Raw genomic sequence first — 17,459 nt, forward strand, 5'->3', positions numbered from 1 at the left:
CCAAATTTTTTAATATAAAATCATAAAAAGATTCTTTACTTCATCCTCTTCTAATTCTCTTTTATTTTCATTTAAACCCTCAATACTTCTGTATGGATTTTTTATCCTGCATTTTCTTATGCTATCTCTAGTGATACCTTCTTTTTTATACTTTATCATCAAAAAAAAATCAATATAATCTTCTTCCATATAGATATTGCTATACTCTTTTGATTTTTCAACGTTTGATATAAAGCTGTTCTCGTTATTAAAATATTTTTTTTCGAATATATTATTAAAATATTCACTCTCAAACCTAGAAAAAGCTTCTTTAAACTCTAATTCACTGTTCGTATTATTGTAAGCTTCTTCTATCGCATAGTAGAAGTTCAATCTAACTACGCTTTCAGCTAACTCTGCATCATAATCATTTTTAACCAATTCCATATTTATAGTCTTGAAATCATTTAACTTTTTAATAATCATAGTACAAGAAATAATAGAAGAAGTTAAAAATATAATACACATAAAAACATTTATAGATAAATTTCCTTTGCGTCTTTTTATTATCACAAACCCTCCTATATTGGCACTATTATTTTTGTGTATCTAGGTCTAAATCTAAAATAGAGTATACCTTTATACTATCATGAATATTTTCATACTCGATAAAAATTTCTGATGATATTAGACCATATTCTTTATCTAGACATTTTCTATTTATAGTTATAGTATCACCATAAACATTTATTTTCTTATCTGCATAATCAAAATCACTACACTTTTTTTGATTGCTTATATATTTTATTTCCTTTTCTGCCTCTTCAATCATGTTATTAACAAGCAATGTTTCTCTTCTAAGATTTTTATTATATAAGTTTACATTCGATATGAAAATAGAAAAAATATAAATAAGTATTCCTAATATAATTATTGAAAACAAAAAATCCATTCCTATATATCCCTTTCTTTTTATTTTAAATCCCTCCTGTTTTTTATTATCTATAAATATATAGGCATAATTTTTTTAAAATACACTAAAAAGACACTAAAAAATAAATACTGGTGCATTTAAATTTCTAGTGTCTTTTAAATTTATATTTCAATCTTCAATTTATATTTCTACCCAAATATTATTTATGCTTTCTTTTCTTCTTCAATTTCTTTTCTAAGCATAAAATTCATTCCAATTTCTTCTGGCAATTTCATCTTTATTAGTTGTCTTGGGTGAGGAGCTTCTTGTATAGAATTACCTTCCTCATCAAACATTTCAACTATTTCAGTTGTAATAGTATGAGTATATGGTCCAATTATTTCTATAGAGTCACCTACAATCATTTTATTTCTTTGCTCAACTGTAACAAATCCATTTTCATCTTTTTCACTAACTACTATACCTGTAAAGTCATAGTTTCTAACATATGACGCTGATGCGTAGTTCTGTTCTTCACTTCCTGGCTTGTCAGTATAAAAACCTGTAGTAAAATGTCTGTGACTTCCCTTTTTCAATTCATCTAGCCAAATAGGGTTAAATTTCCAATTTTCAGGTGATTTATAGTACTCATCTATAGCCATTCTATATGCTCTTACAACAGTAGCAACATAGTATGCAGTTTTCATTCTACCCTCAATTTTTAGACTTGTAATACCTGATTCAATCAATTCTGGTATATATTCAATCATACACATATCTTTTGAGTTAAAGAAGAACGTTCCTCTGTCATCTTCATATATTGGGAAATACTCTCCTGGTCTTTTTTCCTCTACTAGACTATATTTCCATCTACATGACTGTGCACATGAACCTCTGTTAGCATCTCTTCCTGTCATATAATTACTAATTAAGCATCTTCCTGAATAAGAAATACACATTGCCCCATGCATGAAGGCTTCTATGTCCATGTCTTCAGGAATACTTTCTCTAATTTCTTTGATTTCTTTAAATGATAATTCTCTAGCTACTACAACTCTCTTAACACCTTGATTGTACCAGAATTTTGCACTCTGATAGTTTGTAGTGTTAGCTTGAGTACTCAGATGAATTTCCATATTAGGCAGTGTATTTTTAATAACATCAATTACACCTGGATCTGAAGCTATTAACGCATCTACACCCGCTCCATTTAAGTCTTGTAAGTATTCTGTAAATCCTTCAAAATCTTCATTATGTGGAATTATATTCACTGTTACAAAAACTTTCTTTCCTCTAGAATGTGCATATTCAACACCTTCTTTTATATCTTCAATAGAAAAATTTTTGGCAGCAGATCTCATACCAAAATTTTCTCCACCCAAATATACTGCATCAGCTCCGTATTCTATTGCAATCTTTAATCTTTCAAGATCTCCAGCTGGAGCCAAAAGTTCTACTTTATTCATTTAATTCTCCTTCCAAATAAAACAATATTTCATCTTATACCCAGTATAATCTTATTTTATTCTAATTATCTTTGTTTTTATAGCTTATCGCAACTCCATCTCCAATCGGTATTATAGAAGTGTCTAGATATTGAGCTGTACATATGTAATTCAAATAATTACGCATCCTTTTAACTATTGTTTTTTTTCTTCTAATTACATACTCATCGCTTGCAATCATACCTTGGTACAATACATTATCAGAGATTATGATTCCTCCCACTCTAACTTTATCAATTAACATATCATAGAAAAGCTTGTATTGACCTTTTGCTGCATCAATAAAAATCATATCAAATTCACCTTTAACATTTTTTAATGTTTCTTCAGCATCACCCTCAAGTATTTTTATTTTAGATTCTAAGCCTGCTTCTTTTATATTTTTTTTGGCTCTTTCTATCATTTTCTCATTTCTTTCAGTAGTAATAATTTCTACATCATTATCCAAAACACTGGCAAAAAAGATAGAAGAGTATCCAATTGCACAACCGACTTCTAATATACGTTTAGGCCTTTTAAGCTTTAATAGAACTTTAAGCATTTCTGCAACTTCTTTATGTATTATTGGAACTTCATTTTCTTGTGCATATATTTCCATTTCTTTCAACATTCCGCAGCTAGGCTTCAAAGTGTTATTTATATATTCTTTAACTAATTCATTAACTATATGATCCATATTCTCCCCTCTAAAAAGCAGGGAAATCATTTCCCCCGCTTAATTATAACTAATTTATACTACATATTAGACAATCTACTGAATAACTAATTAGTAGTCTTTTCTTTGCTCTTTTCTTTATTATCATTTTCATCATTTCCAGTTTTATTTTTTTCACTAGAGTTTTCCTTTAGTAAATCATTTCTTTCTTGATGATATTTCTTTGCATTTTTACTATGTTCTTCAAATGTTGTACTATAGGAGTTTTTCCCATCTACATTAGTAACAAAATACAAATAATCAGTTTTTTTAGGATTTGCAGCTGCAATCAAGGACTTAATTCCTGGACTTGCAATAGGTGTAGGTGGTAGACCTTCGTGAAGATATAAATTGTAAGGTGTTTCTACCTTCAAATCAGAATATAACACTCTACTTTTTCTTTCAGGTAACCCATATTGTAGAACAGCATCTGATTGTAACTTCATTTTCTTGTCCAATCTATTATAAAATATGCCTGCAACTATATCTCTATCAGAATCATTAACAGCTTCTTTTTCAACGATAGACGCCATAATAACAGTATCATATAGATTTAATTTATTTTTTTCTACTAATGATTTGACTTTTTTATCATATTCCTTTTGGAATTCTAGAAGCATTTTTTCAAATATCTGCTTTTCTGTTTCACCCTTTTTTATATAGTAAGTTGATGGAAATAAAAATCCTTCTAGAGTAGAAATTCTACTATCTTTTAAAAACGAAAACTTTGAAGAAAACTCTTTAGGGCTTCTATAAAGTTTTACAAATTTTTCTCTATCTCCAAATTTTTGAGAAACTAATTTATTTACTATCTCTGTAGAAAGCATACCCTCTGGTATAGTTAACTTAACACCATCTTGGTATACTTCACCTTTTATTAGTTTTTCAATAATAGCATTATTGTCCATATTTTGTGCTAGTTTATATTTTCCTGCCTTTAAATGTTTTGCTTTCTCATTTCCTTTAACATTAGATATAAACACTGATTTATTTTTAATTAAATCTTTCTCTTTTAATATTTTTGCAACTTTCTTTACACTAGAACCGTTAGGAACCTCTATTAGAACAGACTTTGTAGACTTATCATTCACAGCTTTTGAAGCTGATTTATAATATAGATTCCCAGCGCCTGCAAAGATGACTAGTAAAACGACTAAAACAAGAATCAACCTTGAAATTCTTATTCTTTTTTTCTTTTTTACTTTACCTTTTTTTATTCTTTTATTATTTGTATTCACCTGCACCTTTCCTTTCTAATGTATTATTTTTTATGTAATAATTTATAATTCCTCAATTAATTTTTTAACTAATTTTGAAAATCTAGAATTTGTTAACCTAGTAATTTCTATTACTTCATTGTGGTTAAGTTCTTCACCTGAAATCCCCGCAGCCATATTTGTTATACACGAAATTCCATAAACCCTCATCCCACAATACCTTGCTACTATTACTTCAGGTACACTCGACATTCCAACAGCATCAGCACCTAAAATAGATGCCATTTTTATTTCCGCAGGAGTTTCATAACTTGGTCCAGAAAAGAACATATAAATGCCTTCACTTATTTTTATGTCTAATTTAGAAGCACATTTTTTTATTAATGCAATTCCATCTTTATTATATGCGCTTGTCATATCTGGAAATCTAGGCCCTATTCTCTCATCATTTGGTCCTATTAATGGATTTGATCCACTCATATTAATATGATCATTAATAATCATTAAATCACCTGGTTTAAAGCTTTTATTACAGCCTCCAGCTGCATTGGTTATTAATATATCTTCTACTCCAAGCTTTTTAAAAACTCTAATTGGATATGTGATTTCTGATTGAGAAAAACCTTCGTAATAATGAAATCTACCTTGCATTACAATGACTTTTTTACCACAAAGATCTCCTATAATCAATTTATTTGCATGACCTTCTACATTAGAAATACTAAAGTGAGGCAAATCTTTATATGAAATAGACACAGAATTTTCAATTTCATCTGCAATATTGCCCATTCCTGATCCCAATATCATTGCAATACTTGGCTTAAATCTAGTTATTTTTTGTATATATTCTACAGTTTCATTGATTTTGTCATACATTATTATACTCCTATTATTTACTCGAAATATAACTCGCTACAGTAGAAGAAGCAATAAAAAATTCTTGATCATCATCAAAACTTCTACCCATACTCTTTACTTTTAATCCATTTTTTTCTAAATCAGCTCTTGTCTGACTATAATTAGTATACAAGAGATTATGTTTTTCTTCAATCATATATTTATCAATTTGTTCTTTGATTCTTTTAAGTTTAGTATCATCATAACTATCATTTATCACAATATTAGTTCTTTTATTTACTATTTCATTTAATATTGTAATGGTATGATGTGATATTCCATTGTGTCTCTTTCTCAAATCTGAAAAACTGATTCTTGGAATAATATATGAATCTCCGCCCAAAGTCTCTACTGCATCAATTATCATGCCTTGATCAATACCACTAAATCCGTATTTTGTTCCCGTACCAGCAATACCTGGTCCCATCGCTATAACCACGCAATCAGCTTTACATATTTCTTTTGCAGTAATAAGTGCTGTATAGATATTAACACATTCATAATCACCGCCAAATGCATTACCATAAGTTATTGTAGAATCTATTAACCTTTTTTTCTTTAGATCATCAACATTCTTACTAAAAGCTATAGGCAGAGCTGCACCATCGGTCATTATATAGACTAGTCTTTTATTCGGTGATAATTTTTTATAAGTAGCTGCAAATGGCGATAACATACTATGCAAAGTGCCTACTGCGACTGGTAAATTTTCCAGTGACACGAATTCATTGAAAACGTCATGATATTTATTTTCTTGCTCCTCAGCTGCATTCACTTTTATTTGAAATGGAGTATATCTTAGTTTCATTATATGACCTTCATCGCTAATTTTTGAATTAGGGTTATCAAGATTTAAAATCACAAAATGAAATCCACCTGTTCCTAGACTCAACTCTACAGCTGTCGTGTTTAGTGATACAGTATTTCCAACTTCAACTTTATCTGTCAATGCTACATAGTTATATGCTTTTTCTATGCTTCCATTGATATTTACTCTTATATCTTGTATTTCTCCGTTATCAGATTTTATGCTTTCCACTATTCCAATTTTTTTACTTATCATATTAATCCCTTCCAAGTCCATCGATATAGTTTAGCACTTTATTATTTTCTATTATTTTTGTTAAAGAAAATTTTTCAGTAACTATATGTACTAATATAAGCAACATCAAACATGTTATTTGTATTTGAATATTAAATGACATTACAATAAATATTCCTAATGTTACACCTAATACATTTGATCCTGCATCACCCATCATTGCCATTGCTTTTATATCTCTGTGAAAATATGCAATAACAGAAGGAATTATTATCATCATTACTGTCTTATCGAAAGCAGACGCGAAAATAAATATTATAAATGCAAAGAATGTGTATACTTTTAACGCTCTACCTGGTCTTAAATCTAATAAATTCATAAAATTTGTTGATAAAGCAATCACAAGCGTTGATACAATTATATTTGGAATCGACTTAGTTAAAGTTGCCGAAATCATCAATCCTATAAATCCACCTAGCAATGCTTTAAATCCAGCGGTAGTTAATTTTCCTTTAAATAGAGATGTAAAATGACCTTTTAGACCTGTAATATCTCTGTTTCCAAGACTATCATCTATTATTCCTGCAAAACACATAGAAAATATTCCAAATAATAATATATATATTTTTACTGATTGATAAGGATCAACCGTAAAATATAGAAAAATAAAAGCATTTACTACAACAGCTGGTATAAAACTAATTCCCATACCAACTGGTATCAACTGATTTTTATAATTTTCTTTCACTAGCCCACTACTTTCCAGCATGCTATTTATCATAGGCATAGATAGTAATGTAATTGCTATTCCAAGACAAAGGAACAATATTGGCATCAAATAATTATACATGTTGCTACCTCCATTCTTTCCTCTTTTTATTTACAACTTTTTTTATGTGTAAATACTGCTTTGCTCTATGCATAAAACCTGCTAAATCTCTTCCCGTTTCATTGTGAGTCATATCGACAATCACTTCTTCGACTGAATATCCCCATTTTAAAATATCTATCGTCATCCCAACTTCAACTCCATATCCATCTGGAATTGTGTCAAATTTTTCAATTACTTCTCTCTTAAAAGCTCTTTGTCCAGAAATTGTGGCATTTAATTCTACTCCTGTCATTTCATATACAGAATTTTTTGCAAGTCGTTTTACAAAGCCCATCCCACCTTTTTTCGTTGCGGGTCTGAATCTAGCAATGCATACATCACATTTATCCTCTATTACAGGATTTATGATTTTTACAACTTCAGATGAAGTTTCTCCTAAATCAGCATCTAGAAAAACAACGATATCAGCTTGTGAATCCAACATTTTAAGCCCATCTTCTAGTGCTTTTCCTTTTCCTTCATTTTTACTTTTTAACATATAAGTCAACTTTTCAGAACTATATTGCTTCAAAACATTTCCAGTATCGTCATTAGACCCATCATCAACGACAATTATCTGGTTTATTATATCGATTTTCGCAATAGAGTCTAGAGTTGATTCAATTCTTTCGCATTCATTAAATGCGGGTATTATTACACTCGTAAACATATATTCCTCCGTTATTTAATCAAAGGTATAATATTAACACCTTCCTCTATTTTTCCAAAATCTCCTTTTAAGTCACTGTTTGAAACCAACATAACTAGTGAAACTTGACCTATAGGTTCATCTATATTATTTAGTGTTGAAGCTATTTTAGAGAATTTTTTGATATTTTCTGCTTCTGATGCAGTTGTCTGTACTGCTATCATATTTTTATTTTCTTTTAGTGATTCAGAAATTGGAATTTCTAATTCATCAACCTTTTTGCTAAGTTTAGTATTTGAATTATTAAAAATAATCACATTTTCAACTGATTCATAGCTATTTGAAAAAGCATTTATTTTTATCAAACCTAAATCTTGAAAAGTTGTCAAATATCCATCTGAATTAGAATTTTTTATCGAATCTGTTATTAAATCTAGTAACTCTTTTTTCTTAGTTAATTTCAAGTGTAATTTATCATTTACTTTTTTAACACTGTCGTTATCAAGAACAGTTTCGTTAACAACTATATTGAATCCTATTTTTCCACCTGAATTAGAAACTATTGATTCAATGTCTTCTGTTGATTCTTTTTCATTAAAAGATAAAATACCTACTGTTTTGCCACTTAACTTCCCTGCTGTAAGCAATTCTTTATTAGATTCAATATATTTTATCGTTGAGTTTAAATCTTCTTGCAGTCGTTCATTTTCTGCTACTATTTTTTCATCTTTTTCTTTTAAAATCTTAAACTTATTATCAATATCTTTTACTATAGCAGCATTTTGTTTTTCAGTTGTTTCATTTGTGAATATGTTAGATCCTATTAATATCCCAACTCCCAAAGCTAAAAATATGGACCCAATTGACACTATAAAATATTTAAAATTAATGCGCATTTTTTTATACCTTCCCTTTATCTTATTATTTATAAAAACTTTTTATCTGTGATTAAATCCAACACCTACATCTGTAATAAAAGCTTTAATTTTATTTGTATCAGCTGCAAAAATGTTTGACCTTTAGGAGAAAGCGCCACAATAATTATTATAGGGAACAAGGCTGTTAATATCAGTGATATTATATACTTTAACTTTAATCTACTATTATAAAGCATACTTACACCTCTAGCATCAACAAGCTTTGAGCCAATTTTAAGTCTAACAAGAAATGTAGATGACATTCCCTTTCTGCCTTTTTCTAAAAAGTCTATCATATTCGAATGCGTACCTAAAGCTACAATTAGCTTAGCACCTCGTTCATACGCAGCTAACATCGCAATATCTTCACTAGTACCTAATGATGGGAATGTAATTGCTTCTAGTCCTAAATCAGTGACTCTTTTTAATCCCGGTGCTCTTCCATCGACATATGCATGCACGACAATTTCTTTAGCAGAACGCAGGGCTTCATCAGAAACACTATCCATATCCCCCACAATAACATCTGGTTTATATCCAAATTCTAATAAAGCATCTGCTCCACCATCTACACCAACTAAAATTGGCTTCATTTCTTCAATATATAGAAGCATTGCCTCTAAGTCAGCTTTGTAATTATGCCCTCTTACAACTACTAATACTTGTTTGCCCGCATAATTGGTCTTCATATCAGGTATTTTAGTTTCACCTAATATTAGGCCTTTTTCTTTTTTAGCATACTCTATCGTATTGTCTATAAATCTGTCCAATTCTGCTTCTATGTTTTCATAAGCTAATTTTGTTTTTATAGATACAGCTTCTTCATCTAAAACTTCTCCACTGCCTATTTCTACTTCATTTCTGTATATTTTTCCATCTTCTACAACAACTATGTCATCCTCGTTCAAAGAATCGAACACGTCCATTCCGACATTATCTATAATAATTATTTTATTTCTAGACAAAATCGTAGGCCCAACATTCGGATACCTCCCGCTTATAGATTCAGCAGCATTAATCACTAAGCTTATTTTAGCTTCAATAAGTGACTTTGCAGCAACTTCGTCTATATCAACGTGATTTATGAGAGCAATCTCTCCGCTTCCTATTCTCTTTGCGAGTTTTTTTGTTTTTCTATCTTTTTTTAATTTCGCCTCTACTCGCACAAAATACCTCCCCCTAGATCACAATACTAAACTATCTTTTTATATTTTTTGTTAGTTCTAGCATCTCTTCTGCATGCTCTATTGTTTTTGCTGTTATTCTCTTCCCAGAAATTAATCTCGATATTTCTTTTTTTCTCAAATCATTATCTAATTTTTCCACTACAGTATATGTTCTATTTCCGTCTGTGTTTTTTTCAATATAAAAATGCGTATCAGCAAATGCTGCTATTTGTGGCAAATGAGTTATACACAGCACCTGTTTTACCGAAGATATATCAGATAGTTTTTCTCCAACTATTTGAGCTGCTCTTCCACTTATACCTGTATCTATTTCATCAAAAATCATAGTTTCTATCTTATCTATGTTTGATATAATGGATTTAAAAGCAAGCATAAACCTGGACATTTCACCTCCTGAGGCAACCTTGTTTATTGGTTTTAGTTCTTCACCGAGGTTGAATGATATAAAAAATTCTACATCATCGTGTCCAATATCATTATACTCTGATAAATTAAAATTAACCTTAAATTCAACATTTTTCATATTCAAGCTCTTTAGTTCTTTCATTAACTCTAATTCAAAATCTAAGGCTACTTTTTTTCTTGCATCTGATAGTTTAGATGCTTTTTCACTGAGTTCTTTTTTTGTATTTTCAAGCATTAATTCTAGTTTTTTGTTTAATTCTTCTCTATTTTCTATTTCTTCAAGCCTTAAGCTTATTGATTCATAATATTTTAAAATATCCTCTACAGAGTCTCCATACTTTCTTCTTAAATTATTAATAACATCTAATCTTTCTTGTATTTCGATCAAAGTATTTGGATCAAAATCTATACTTTCTATGTAAGTCCTAATTCTAGTAGAAAGATCTTGCAAATCATACATTATTTTTTCTGAAGTATCTTCCATATCTTTCAAAGTTCTATCATAACTTGAAATCGCCGATAAAAGTGATGTAGATTTTCCTATCAAATCTTCAGCATTTTGTTCTCCTTTGTGAATTAGGTAATAAATTTCATTTAAACTGTTAAATATTTTTTCTCCGTTTTCAAAGATTTCTTTTTTTGATTTTAAGTCATCATATTCTTTTTCACTTATGTTTGCAAGTGATATTTCTTCAATTTGAAATTTCAACAAATCAATTTCTCTTTGAATTTCTATATCTGATTTATTGTCATTCAATTTTAAAATATTATTTTTTATTTCCTTATATTCTTGAAAACTTTTTCGATAGTTCATTAAGTCTTTATCAATATCTGATTTACCATATAAATCTAAAAATTCTATATGAGATTCTTTATCATACAATGCTTGATTTTGATGTTGACCATGTGTATCTATTATAGAAGCCATTATTCTTTTTAAGTCACTAACTCTTACGCTTTTTCCATTTATTTTAGTAATACTCTTACCATCACTGAATAATTTTCTTGATACCGTTACAGATTCATGGTTTTCTATTTCTAAATCATATTCTTTTAGCATTGATAGAAAGTTTTTGCTGTCACTAAATAGTATTAGTTCAACTTCGCCTACTTCACTTCCTTTTCGAAGGAATGTCCTATCATATTTTCCGCCTAAACACAGATTCAATGCCTCAATTATAATTGATTTCCCAGCACCTGTTTCCCCTGTGAAAATATTTAATTTTTCTCCAAAGTTAATCTTTGCTTCTTCTATTAAGGCACAATTTCTTATACAAAGCTCATAAATCATAACAGCCTCCGCTATTTACTCAAAGAATGGGATTTTTCTACAAGTTTTACAACTATATCTTGATATACATCATAATCTTGTCCTTTTTCTAGTAATTCAATTTCATCATGACCTAAAGTTTTTTCAAACTCTACATCATCTATACTAATTTCATTATCTTTCTTTAATGTTTTTTCAAGATAAATTAAATATTCAATATTACCTTCAGGACCTCTTACAGGTGAAAAATCTAAATCAAGAACTTTAAATCCGCATTCAACTGCAATTTTTGTCACTTTTTCTATTACTTCAGTATGTGTTTGAGGATCCCTCACTACACCTTTTTTCCCTACTTTTTCTTTACCTGCCTCGAACTGTGGTTTTATAAGAGCTACTACCCTAGATTTTTCTTCTGAAATTTCCCATACTTTTGGAAGCACGAGTTTCAATGATATAAAAGAAACATCAATAGATAAAAATTCTGGCAATTCCTCCAACATATTTTTATCTAAATGTCTTATATTTTGTCGCTCCATACAGACTACTCTATCATCTTCTCTTAATTTCCACGCCAATTGCCCATATCCTACATCCACTGCATATACTTTTTTTGCACCATTTTGTAGCATACAATCAGTAAAACCACCAGTAGAAGCTCCTATATCCATACACACTCTTCCTTCAACACTAAGATCAAAGTTTTGTAGTGCCTTTTCTAATTTCAGACCACCTCTACTTACATATGGTATCAATTTTTCTTTAACTCTTATTTCCGAATCTACATTAACAGTTGTTCCAGCCTTGTCAACTTTTTGATTGTCAACTAATACATTTCCTGCCATAAGATTTCTTCTAGCTTGTTCCCTACTTGAAAAAAAACCTTTCTCAACAAGTAAAACATCAATTCTTTTTTTCATAATTTTCCTCTTAGTATCGTCTTATAGTATTTACAGTTTTTTATTTTTTTGAAAAATTTATAATTCTTTCTTTTAGTTTTTCTGGTGACATACCAATTTCATCCATTAGATTTTCTGTGTTACCATGACCAATAAATCTATCTGGTACACCTATCACATCTACTGGCACAGATAGATCATTTGACTCAATAATACGTTCAATATTACTTCCAAATCCACCTATAGCACTACCATCTTCCATAGTAACTACACCATTAGATTCTTTAATAATATCAACATAGACTTTTGAATCAATCGGCTTTAAGTATCTTGCATTTATTATACTGAAAGATAAATCACTTCTTTCAGACAAAATAGAATTTATAGCTTTCATAGCAGGTTCTAGCATATTTCCAATTGCTATAACTACTATTTTTTTTGTTTCTTCAATAAATCCATTGCTTATTATTTGTGGTGTACCAACTTCACATCTTTCAATAGGAGATCCGTCAAAATCAATATTTTCAATGCTACTAAACATCTCTTTTCTTAGGTAATATTCATTTCCTCTAGGATATCTAATAGCTACAGGTAAATTGATTTGTTCTGAAAACTTAATCATAGAAATCATTTCCTTTGTATCCTTAGGCGCCATTACCACAATATTAGGTATTGGATTTAGATATGACAAATCGAATGTTCCGTGGTGTGTTTCTCCATCATTACCAACTAAACCTGCTCTATCTATCAGAAATGTAACTGACTTTTTAGTTATACATACGTCATGTATTAGTTGGTCATAACCCCTTTGCAAAAATGTTGAGTAGACTGCAAAGTATGGTTTCATATTTTGTTTTGCCAATCCAGCCGCAAAAGTAACAGCATGTTGTTCTGCTATTCCAACATCAAAATACCTCTCTGGATGTTTGTCTTGATATATATTCAAACCAGTACCTGTTGGCATAGCAGCAGTTATAGCTACAATATTTTCATTATTATCTGCCATTTCAGTTAGTGTTTCCCCTACTACAGAAGATATGCTCTTATTATTTCCTTTTTGTACACCTTCTCTATAGTCAAAACTTCCAACACCGTGGTATAGTTCCGGATATTTTTCTGCGTATTTATAGCCCTTTCCTTTTACAGTCTTTACATGAATAAACTTAGGTCCTTTTATTTCTTTAGCTGACTCAAATACTGCTATCAACTCTTCAATATTATGTCCATCTATAGGTCCTATATACCTAATCCCCAACTCTTCCATAAATCCGCTTTTTTCTGGAGATACACTGCTAAGTATAGCTCCTGTCAACCTATTTACTCTTTTTGATAATTTTTCTCCGACATATGTAATATTCATCACTTTATCGATATTTTCCCTTAACTTAATCGCGTCTTTATTAGTCATAATTTTTGACATATAGGAAGAAAATGCCCCTGTATTTTTATCAATAGACATTTCATTGTCGTTAAATACTATTATCATATTTTTCCCTAAATATCCTAAATTATTCAACGCTTCACACGCCATTCCACCAGTTATTGCACCATCTCCAATAACTGATATCACTTCATAGTCTTCATTTTTTATATCTCTTGCACATGCCATTCCAAGTGCAGCAGATATAGAAGTTGAGCTATGGCCAGTGTCAAACATATCGTGTTCGCTCTCAGATTCCTTAGGAAAACCAGATAATCCTTTATACTTTCTAAGCGTATCAAAATTTTGTATTCTTCCAGTAATCATTTTGTGAACGTAAGATTGGTGTCCTACATCCCAAATAATTTTGTCTTTTGGACTATTAAAAACCCTATGAAGAGCTAAAGTAAGCTCAACAACACCTAAGTTTGAAGCTAAGTGGCCTCCAGTATTAGAAACTTTTTTAACCAAAAACTTTCTAATATCTTTTGACAGAGTATGCAATTCACTTGTTTCTAACTTATTTATATCCTCTGGCGAGCTAATACTCTCCAATATTTTATACATATAAATCACCCTACTTATTTTTATAAAATCATTCCTATAACTACACCTAACAATGCACCAAATAGCACTTGTTTTGGTGTATGTCCAACTAATTCCTTTAGTTTTTCATGCTCTATAGGTCTTTTCATTTGCCAATCTTCAACAAGCTGATTAACGATTTTAGCCTGTTTCCCTACAGCTCTTCTTACTCCAGAAGCATCATACATTATAATGCATGAGATTACTGCCGATAACGCAAATAAATCCGAACCAAATCCATTGTTTCTACCAATTAACACAGACATACAAGTCACAAATGCACTGTGTGAGCTAGGCATACCTCCAGATATGAGAATCCTTCCTATATCTATTTTTCTTTCGCCAGTAAACATTTTTAAAAACTGTGCTACAAAACAGGCTAAAATACTGACCCATAAAATTCTATTTGTAAAAAAATCACCTAAATACTCCATTTTTCCCCCATAATATACGTGTTTGCAGATTAGCTACTTCTATTCATTATATAGTCAGCCAATTCACATAAAAATTCTTTTTCTTCACTAAATATTTCTAGTTCACTCTTTGCTCCCTTAATTAAATCAGATACTACTTCTTTTGATTTATCAAGTCCTATTAACGAAGGATATGTAGACTTATCATTTTCAATATCGCTTCCTACATGCTTTCCTAATAATTTTTCATCACCTTCAATATCGAGAATGTCATCGACAATTTGAAATGCCAAACCTATCTTCTCTCCATATCTTCCCATTGCATCTATTTTTTCTTGATCACATCCAGAAAGTATTGCACCAACTTTTGCACATGCATAAATTATTGCTGCAGTTTTATTTTTATGTATAAAGTCTAACTTATCTTTATCAATTTTTTGGCCTTCACTCTCTACATCTACAACTTGACCTGCTATCATTCCATTCACACCTGCCGCCTTAGCTATTTCACAACTTGCAGCTAGTACTCTTTCCGGGCAATCATATTTTAATCCTTCTGTAAGCATCACTTCAAATGCATTTGTAAGCAAAGCATCACCAGCCAATATAGCCGTTGCTTCTCCAAATTTTTTGTGATTAGTCAACATACCTCTTCTTAGATCATCATTGTCAAGAGCTGGAAGATCATCATGTATTAAAGAATATGTGTGTATCATTTCAATCGCTGCTGAAAATGGAATATAGATATCTTCCTTTCCTCCACATATTTTATATGATTCCATCAGAATAATCGGACGTATTCTCTTTCCGCCTGCTTTCATACTATAATTCATTGCTTCAAAAATTGTTTTTTGATAACCATATTCCTTAGGATTAAAAACTTCTATCTTGCTTTCTATAAAGTTTTGTCTATCCTTCATTTCTGATTTAAATATCATTACTGCTCACCTCAGCTTTTTCAAAATCTTCATTTATTTTTGTTATCTTTAATTCCGATTCTTCTATTATTTTGCTGCAATATCTATATAATGAAATTCCTTCTTCATAAAGTGATAATGACTCATCTAATTTTGTATTGCCTTCCTCAAGCTTTTTTAAAATACTCTCCATTTTATTAAAAGCTTCTTCATAAGACAGTTCTATATTTTTTTCACTCATTACATTGCTCCTCTTATTTTTTGTATGATCAATTTTTTTCAATGACCCTACATTTAATTATTCCATCTATTACCCTTAGGTCTATATCATCATTAATATTAACATCTTCTTTTTTTGAAATAATTTTTCCATTATTTTCTGCAACGGAATACCCTCTCTCCAAAACAGAGAATGGATTTAGGTTATTCATACTTATGCCAAATGATTTTAACTGATCTTTTTTATCTTTCATTTGCATATCAATCAAAATCATAATTCTCTCTAAATATCTATCCATTTCTATATATTTGTCATTAAGCATATCTTTTTCAACGTATACAGTATATCTTTGAAAACTAGACTTTAGCTTATATTTCTCTAAGTTCAATGAGTTTTCAGCTAAATTTTTTGTTCTTTTTATAAATGACTGCTGCTTAAATTTTTCAATCTCAAATATTTTTGAAACAGAATTGCTCATTCTTTTAATGATTTCTTTCTGAATATTTTTCAAATCATCAATGTTAGGCGTTGCTATTTCAGCTGCTGCAGAAGGAGTTGGAGCTCTCATGTCTGAAACAAAGTCACATATTGTAAAATCTGTTTCATGTCCAACAGCTGATATTACAGGTATGTTAGAGTTAAATATAGTTCTTGCTAGTTCTTCATCATTAAATGACCAAAGCTCTTCTAAAGAACCTCCTCCTCTACCTATTATTATTGTATCTACACTTTCCTTTGAATTGAAATATTTTAGTCCAGATATTAAAGTTTTTGTAGAATTTTCTCCCTGAACAGAAGCAGGATATAATACTATTTCAACTTTAGGATATCTTCTTCCAACAACATTTATTATATCTTTTATAACCGAACCAGTCTCTGAAGTTATTACTCCAATTTTTTTAGGAAATTTGACTATGCTTTTTTTATGTCTGTCATCAAAAATACCTTCGCTAGCTAACTTATTTTTCATTTTAAGAAATTCTTTATATAAATTCCCAAGTCCTTCTTTTTCAATATTCTTAATATATAATTGATATATCCCATCTCTTGAATAAGAGGATATATATCCTGTAGCAATAACAGTATTTCCATCTTCTAATTCTAATTTTGCATCCACATGTGATTTGTATATCATACAGTTAATCTTAGATTTTTCATCTTTAAGTGAAAGATAAATATTTCCTGATGAATGCTTTTTGAAATTGGAAATTTCTCCCCTTACTTTTATATTATTTAGAATTGGATCGTCATTAAGGATTCTCTTTATATATTCATTTAGTTCAGATATTTCTAGTGCTCTAATTTTCATTTATTCACCACCAAATCGCACAATAACCTAACTTATATTATATCATACATATATCTTGATTAAAACAAACAATATATATAGAAAAAGGTACATCTTCTTAGCTAAACATAGTGTCTTAACTTCTAAGATGTACCTTTTTAAATTAAATTTATA

The 17,459-nt window shown here is 29.9% G+C and carries 18 protein-coding genes; all 18 read right to left on the minus strand.

The genetic code is table 11. The features are described from left to right. Window positions 1–9: 9 nt before the first annotated feature. A complete protein-coding gene (locus tag C0982_RS04400) occupies window positions 10–552 on the minus strand; it encodes a hypothetical protein (RefSeq protein ID WP_101773002.1) in 543 nt (180 codons plus the stop codon). Window positions 553–574: 22 nt separating this feature from the next. Further along, window positions 575–931: a hypothetical protein gene (locus C0982_RS04405; RefSeq protein WP_101773003.1), complete on the minus strand. Its 357-nt coding sequence runs from the start codon at window positions 929–931 to the stop codon at window positions 575–577. A 185-nt stretch (window positions 932–1,116) separates the two neighbouring features. Then, on the minus strand, window positions 1,117–2,358 hold the full coding sequence (locus C0982_RS04410; RefSeq protein WP_101773004.1) for a peptidase U32 family protein: 1,242 nt from the start codon (window positions 2,356–2,358) through the stop codon (window positions 1,117–1,119). Between the two features lie 61 nt (window positions 2,359–2,419). After that, complete coding sequence (locus C0982_RS04415; protein ID WP_101773005.1) at window positions 2,420–3,073, minus strand: O-methyltransferase; 654 nt, start codon at window positions 3,071–3,073, stop codon at window positions 2,420–2,422. An 86-nt stretch (window positions 3,074–3,159) separates the two neighbouring features. Further along, window positions 3,160–4,329, minus strand: a complete 1,170-nt coding sequence (mltG, locus tag C0982_RS04420) for an endolytic transglycosylase MltG (RefSeq protein ID WP_242961493.1) — start codon at window positions 4,327–4,329, stop codon at window positions 3,160–3,162. Between the two features lie 42 nt (window positions 4,330–4,371). Continuing rightward, window positions 4,372–5,184 (minus strand): purine-nucleoside phosphorylase, encoded by an 813-nt coding sequence (locus C0982_RS04425; protein WP_180946857.1) that lies wholly within the window; start codon window positions 5,182–5,184, stop codon window positions 4,372–4,374. A gap of 13 nt (window positions 5,185–5,197) precedes the next feature. Beyond that, window positions 5,198–6,268 (minus strand): DUF3866 family protein, encoded by a 1,071-nt coding sequence (locus tag C0982_RS04430; RefSeq protein WP_101773008.1) that lies wholly within the window; start codon window positions 6,266–6,268, stop codon window positions 5,198–5,200. 1 nt (window position 6,269) lies between these two features. Further along, window positions 6,270–7,097 carry a glycosyl transferase gene (locus tag C0982_RS04435; protein WP_101773009.1) on the minus strand — a complete coding sequence of 276 codons (828 nt, stop codon included), beginning with the start codon at window positions 7,095–7,097 and terminating at the stop codon, window positions 6,270–6,272. Window positions 7,098–7,101: 4 nt separating this feature from the next. Next, window positions 7,102–7,788, minus strand: coding sequence for a glycosyltransferase family 2 protein (locus C0982_RS04440; RefSeq protein WP_101773010.1), 687 nt, complete (start codon window positions 7,786–7,788; stop codon window positions 7,102–7,104). A gap of 11 nt (window positions 7,789–7,799) precedes the next feature. After that, window positions 7,800–8,663 carry a copper transporter gene (locus C0982_RS04445; RefSeq protein WP_101773011.1) on the minus strand — a complete coding sequence of 288 codons (864 nt, stop codon included), beginning with the start codon at window positions 8,661–8,663 and terminating at the stop codon, window positions 7,800–7,802. Between the two features lie 65 nt (window positions 8,664–8,728). Then, window positions 8,729–9,850 (minus strand): putative cytokinetic ring protein SteA, encoded by a 1,122-nt coding sequence (steA, locus tag C0982_RS04450; protein WP_101773012.1) that lies wholly within the window; start codon window positions 9,848–9,850, stop codon window positions 8,729–8,731. Between the two features lie 31 nt (window positions 9,851–9,881). Continuing rightward, on the minus strand, window positions 9,882–11,567 hold the full coding sequence (gene recN, locus C0982_RS04455) for a DNA repair protein RecN (RefSeq protein WP_101773013.1): 1,686 nt from the start codon (window positions 11,565–11,567) through the stop codon (window positions 9,882–9,884). A gap of 11 nt (window positions 11,568–11,578) precedes the next feature. After that, entirely contained in the window at window positions 11,579–12,463 is an 885-nt protein-coding gene (locus C0982_RS04460) for a TlyA family RNA methyltransferase (RefSeq protein WP_101773014.1), read from the minus strand. Between the two features lie 40 nt (window positions 12,464–12,503). Then, a complete protein-coding gene (gene dxs / locus C0982_RS04465; RefSeq protein WP_101773015.1) occupies window positions 12,504–14,429 on the minus strand; it encodes a 1-deoxy-D-xylulose-5-phosphate synthase in 1,926 nt (641 codons plus the stop codon). A 20-nt stretch (window positions 14,430–14,449) separates the two neighbouring features. Continuing rightward, window positions 14,450–14,881 (minus strand): divergent PAP2 family protein, encoded by a 432-nt coding sequence (locus tag C0982_RS04470; protein WP_101773016.1) that lies wholly within the window; start codon window positions 14,879–14,881, stop codon window positions 14,450–14,452. 29 nt (window positions 14,882–14,910) lie between these two features. After that, window positions 14,911–15,798, minus strand: coding sequence for a polyprenyl synthetase family protein (locus tag C0982_RS04475; RefSeq protein WP_101773017.1), 888 nt, complete (start codon window positions 15,796–15,798; stop codon window positions 14,911–14,913). After that, the gene (gene xseB / locus C0982_RS04480; protein WP_101773225.1) at window positions 15,788–16,018 is read right to left on the minus strand and encodes an exodeoxyribonuclease VII small subunit; all 231 of its coding nucleotides are present in this window, start codon (window positions 16,016–16,018) and stop codon (window positions 15,788–15,790) included. Before xseB ends, C0982_RS04475 begins: the two co-directional genes overlap by 11 nt. A gap of 28 nt (window positions 16,019–16,046) precedes the next feature. Next, window positions 16,047–17,306 carry an exodeoxyribonuclease VII large subunit gene (gene xseA, locus C0982_RS04485; RefSeq protein ID WP_101773018.1) on the minus strand — a complete coding sequence of 420 codons (1,260 nt, stop codon included), beginning with the start codon at window positions 17,304–17,306 and terminating at the stop codon, window positions 16,047–16,049. Between the last annotated feature and the right edge of the window lie 153 nt (window positions 17,307–17,459).

Source organism: Peptostreptococcus faecalis, assembly GCF_900240845.1.
GTDB lineage: Bacteria > Bacillota > Clostridia > Peptostreptococcales > Peptostreptococcaceae > Peptostreptococcus > Peptostreptococcus faecalis.

Bases quoted from the DNA above. Each gene is read 5' to 3' on its own strand.
- C0982_RS04405 (WP_101773003.1), bottom strand. From the start codon at position 931: ATGGATTTTTTGTTTTCAATAATTATATTAGGAATACTTATTTATATT.
- C0982_RS04435 (WP_101773009.1), bottom strand. From the start codon at position 7,097: ATGTATAATTATTTGATGCCAATATTGTTCCTTTGTCTTGGAATAGCA.
- C0982_RS04445 (WP_101773011.1), bottom strand. From the start codon at position 8,663: ATGCGCATTAATTTTAAATATTTTATAGTGTCAATTGGGTCCATATTT.
- C0982_RS04475 (WP_101773017.1), bottom strand. From the start codon at position 15,798: ATGATATTTAAATCAGAAATGAAGGATAGACAAAACTTTATAGAAAGC.
- C0982_RS04460 (WP_101773014.1), bottom strand. From the start codon at position 12,463: ATGAAAAAAAGAATTGATGTTTTACTTGTTGAGAAAGGTTTTTTTTCA.
- C0982_RS04410 (WP_101773004.1), bottom strand. From the start codon at position 2,358: ATGAATAAAGTAGAACTTTTGGCTCCAGCTGGAGATCTTGAAAGATTA.
- xseB (WP_101773225.1), bottom strand. From the start codon at position 16,018: ATGAGTGAAAAAAATATAGAACTGTCTTATGAAGAAGCTTTTAATAAA.
- recN (WP_101773013.1), bottom strand. From the start codon at position 11,567: ATGATTTATGAGCTTTGTATAAGAAATTGTGCCTTAATAGAAGAAGCA.
- C0982_RS04430 (WP_101773008.1), bottom strand. From the start codon at position 6,268: ATGATAAGTAAAAAAATTGGAATAGTGGAAAGCATAAAATCTGATAAC.
- C0982_RS04440 (WP_101773010.1), bottom strand. From the start codon at position 7,788: ATGTTTACGAGTGTAATAATACCCGCATTTAATGAATGCGAAAGAATT.
- C0982_RS04425 (WP_180946857.1), bottom strand. From the start codon at position 5,184: ATGTATGACAAAATCAATGAAACTGTAGAATATATACAAAAAATAACT.
- C0982_RS04415 (WP_101773005.1), bottom strand. From the start codon at position 3,073: ATGGATCATATAGTTAATGAATTAGTTAAAGAATATATAAATAACACT.
- dxs (WP_101773015.1), bottom strand. From the start codon at position 14,429: ATGTATAAAATATTGGAGAGTATTAGCTCGCCAGAGGATATAAATAAG.
- xseA (WP_101773018.1), bottom strand. From the start codon at position 17,306: ATGAAAATTAGAGCACTAGAAATATCTGAACTAAATGAATATATAAAG.
- C0982_RS04470 (WP_101773016.1), bottom strand. From the start codon at position 14,881: ATGGAGTATTTAGGTGATTTTTTTACAAATAGAATTTTATGGGTCAGT.